Below are 3,588 nucleotides of genomic sequence, written 5' to 3' on the forward strand. Positions count from 1 at the left end.
CAAAATGTTTTCTCAGGCCGATTCACAACGGCCGGACGAAAATCATCAGGAACTGTGAGGAATCAGGTTGAAACAGACGTATGTAAACTTAAGACCCCTTTTTTACCGCTGCTATCGGGTGGCAGCCGCCTTGTTTTCTCTTTTTGTATTATGCGGGATGTGTACCGCCGCATACTTTGCGTCGGTACTTCCCGACCGTTACTATCTGGCAAAGGGAGAACAATTTTCCATCGGCGACAGCCAGCTGATTCAGTGCGGCGGCAGTGGAAAAAATTATCCGCTGTCGGTCTATTCGGCGGCGGGCAATACCTTTCAGATGCAGCTGAGTCTGCTGGGCATTATTGACATCAAGGACGTCAGCGTGCAGGTGGTGGACCGTCGGGTCGTCGCCCTTTGCGGAACTCCGTTTGGTATCAAGATGGTCACCGACGGCGTCATGGTGGTCGGCACCGGCGCTGTCACCGACCAGAACAGCCAGTCGGTGCAGCCTGCCAAGGAAGCAGGCGTGCAGGAAGGCGACGTGATCCTGTCGCTGGACGGAGAAAAAATCTCCTCCAAACGGCAGCTGACCGAGATTGTCAGCGCATGCAGCGGCAATCCTGTTTCGATGACGGTGCGCCGCGGCGATCAGCTGACCGAGATCACCATTGAACCGGTCAAGTCGCCGCTGGACAACAGCTATCACCTGGGATTATGGGTGCGGGACAGCTCGGCGGGTATCGGCACGATGACCTATTACGATCCGGCAAACGGCTGTTTTGCCGGTCTGGGCCACGCCATCTGTGACGTGGACACCGGTCAGCTGATGCCGTTGTCCCAGGGTGAAATCGTGGAGGCGTCGATCATCGGCGTCAAAGCGGGCACTGCGGGCAATCCAGGGCAGCTGCAAGGCGCCTTTGCAGGCGATCAGGCGCTGGGAACCCTTTGCGCCAACAGTTATAACGGCGTTTACGGTGTTTACTCCACCCAGCCGACCTATTCGCAGACCATTCCGATGGCGCAGAGCCAGGAAATTACCGAAGGACCGGTGAAGATTCTGACCACCATCGACGGCGAAAAGCCGCAGCTGTTTGACGCCTGCATCGAGAAAGTGACGCTGTCGCAGGACGAACCGACCAAGAACATGGTCATCCGCATTACCGACCCTGTGCTGCTGGAAACCACCGGCGGCATCGTACAGGGCATGAGCGGCAGCCCGATCATCCAGAACGGGATGCTGGTCGGAGCGGTGACCCATGTTTTTGTCAACGATCCGACCCGCGGCTACGGCATCTTTGCCGAGAACATGGACGGCACGCTGCTGACCATCGCTGCACAGACGGGTCAAAAGGCAGCATAATAGACAAAGACCTCCTTCCTTTCGGAAGGAGGTCTTTGTAATTATTTTCTTCATACTTTTTCGGGAAATCTTTCTTTTAGTTCAAGCACAGATTCTATTCTCCTACCTTTGTATTATCATGGAACTTTTTCCAGCAATAGGTAATCAATTCTGTTACCAGCGCTTGATTTTCCATTAGATACGGTCTTTTAAGTTTGTTCCTATCGAAATAGTAATCCGTAAAATCTTCAAGATTCATCTGCGGTCTGTTCTGCAACACCGCCATGATGCTGTGATAGATATTCTTTTCCCCTTGCTGGACCATATCTTTCACAAATTGTTTTGCCTCGGGGGAAACATCATTTAAATACGCATACTCATCTCTGACGTCAGACCCACTCTCATGCCGTTTGGGTTTTGACATTTTTTGATCATAGTTGGCTCTGATATACTTAGCTAAGACTTCAAAATCGGTCTTGATTTCCATTTTCTGTTCAAGGGAACAGCTTTTCCAAATACGATTGAGTGCAATCCACTCCGGAGTGGATTTTACTGCATCCTGCTCCAAACTCATAGGTTAACCTCCCATTTGAACAATCTTTAATACAGGTTCTCGTTGTATCTTTGCAGGAGAGCTACTGCGTAACTACTTCATGACTTCCTTTTGAACTTTGCCACCACCTGGTTTATCCAGAAATCAACGAGCAGGTCGCCAATGGTTGCCAGAGCATCCACAATCAAATCCATCATACCATACCCTCCTTTCCTGTTGATTTGCCGTTTTTTACTTGAGTAAATCATAACACAAACCTTTCAGAAATTCCATTCTAAACTGTAAATTGCTTTTCTCTATTCCAAAAATCTCCCTATTGCCTACTTCGGAAAGGCTATTTTCGCCTATTTTGACGGGGAGATGTTGGATATCTCTCTGATTGACGCTTGTCAGTTCTGGGAGTATACTAATATTAGAACAAGATAGTCAACTGAGAACGGAGGGATCGTTATGACGTGGAAAAAAGCGATGGCAATGGTTTGTGCTCTTGCGTGCCTGCTCGGGCTTTCTGCCTGCACGACCTTAGACACTTTGGAGAAAGAAAATTCGCAGCAGCAGGCGCAAACAGAGGCTGCTTCCGGCGAAGCTCGGGAGGAAAGCACCCAGCAGGGCGATTCTGTCACCGATTCCGAGAAAATTGTAATTGAGAGTGGATGGTCTCTGACCAACAATAAGATTACCGTTACCAGAGCCACCGCTAGAAGAATCACCATCGTCAACAAGAACTGGTTTCCATTCCTGACTATGGTCGGTCAAGCCACCAGCATACCAGTAAACATTACCTGGGTCATGTGTAGTTCTGCCATTGCTAGTACCATTGTTACCCTGATTTGCAGTAAGATATTTATTGGAATAACGAGCCAGTTTAATTTTGATGTAGCCGGAATCTGTGTCTTCGAAAGCAAGGTAAGAAGTAGAGGATGGTGCATAAACATGTGCATTTACATTGTTCTGACCAGAGGTGCTGCCAGTATACATATCAAGAGCAACACTTGGATTTGCTTTGCAAACGAAATATTTATTGCTTCCACTTTCTTTGTAAATCCACTGCTGGCCCATATCGCTAGAACTGGAAGTCCAAAGACAAACATTAGAGAGACTAGGTGCAGTACCGGCGCTGGCATAAACATTGAGAGAGCGTCCAGTATCAGCTCTACAGATAAAACGATAAGTAGCGTTGTTTTTAAAAGTCATAAAAATACCTTCTTTTGTTTTAAAATTCTGTAAGTAGCAAAAAGTTTCTTACTCCGCGGCTGTAATTGTTCTGTTTTGTCCTTACACTGTATAAAGAGTGTTTTAATCTTTAAAAATTAACCTACATCCCATTTTGAGAAGCTGATTTTTATTACATTTGGAATGGTACTAAAATTAGACTAGTATCTTTCTCTCGAAAGGAGGTCTTGACATGCTACGAAAGTCTCATCTTTTTAGAAAATCCCTCTGCCTCTTTTTGGTGCTGGCGCTGCTTTTGTCTGCGGGCTGCGGCAGTGACAGCGAAGGAGAAAGTGACATCACCGACACCTCAACCGAGGTTGAACCGATTGAGGACAAATTTGTCATGCTGCGGGAAGTGTACGAACTGCTCTCCGGTCCGTTGGGCGAGCCTTACCGCACGCCTGAATATTGGGGTGGAGAGGAAATTGACATGATGCGGGTTGGCGAGGAATATGACGATTATCACATTGCTCTGCGGAATGTGCAGAATGAGATGCACTAT

4 protein-coding genes are annotated in these 3,588 nt (G+C 47.8%); 2 read left to right on the forward strand and 2 right to left on the reverse strand.

Annotation, left to right across the window (positions count from 1 at the left end; all coding sequences use genetic code 11):
- The first annotated feature begins 130 nt into the window (after positions 1-130).
- A complete protein-coding gene (gene spoIVB / locus Q0L39_RS11305) occupies positions 131-1,339 on the forward strand; it encodes a SpoIVB peptidase (protein ID WP_296629266.1) in 1,209 nt (402 codons plus the stop codon).
- 94 nt (positions 1,340-1,433) lie between these two features.
- On the opposite strand, the gene Q0L39_RS11310 is transcribed toward spoIVB, so the two are convergent.
- Together Q0L39_RS11310 and Q0L39_RS11315 are read right to left on the reverse strand one after the other, a co-directional pair.
- On the reverse strand, positions 1,434-1,892 hold the full coding sequence (locus Q0L39_RS11310; RefSeq protein WP_296629269.1) for a hypothetical protein: 459 nt from the start codon (positions 1,890-1,892) through the stop codon (positions 1,434-1,436).
- Between the two features lie 501 nt (positions 1,893-2,393).
- On the reverse strand, positions 2,394-3,065 hold the full coding sequence (locus Q0L39_RS11315) for a hypothetical protein (RefSeq protein ID WP_296629270.1): 672 nt from the start codon (positions 3,063-3,065) through the stop codon (positions 2,394-2,396).
- A 211-nt stretch (positions 3,066-3,276) separates the two neighbouring features.
- On the opposite strand from Q0L39_RS11315, the gene Q0L39_RS11320 reads away from it, so the two are divergent.
- Positions 3,277-3,588 (forward strand): hypothetical protein (locus tag Q0L39_RS11320; protein ID WP_296629272.1); only part of this gene is annotated, 312 nt, incomplete at its 3' end.

The sequence above is a fragment of the uncultured Negativibacillus sp. genome (assembly GCF_944388365.1).
Taxonomy (GTDB): Bacteria; Bacillota; Clostridia; order Oscillospirales; family Ruminococcaceae; genus Negativibacillus.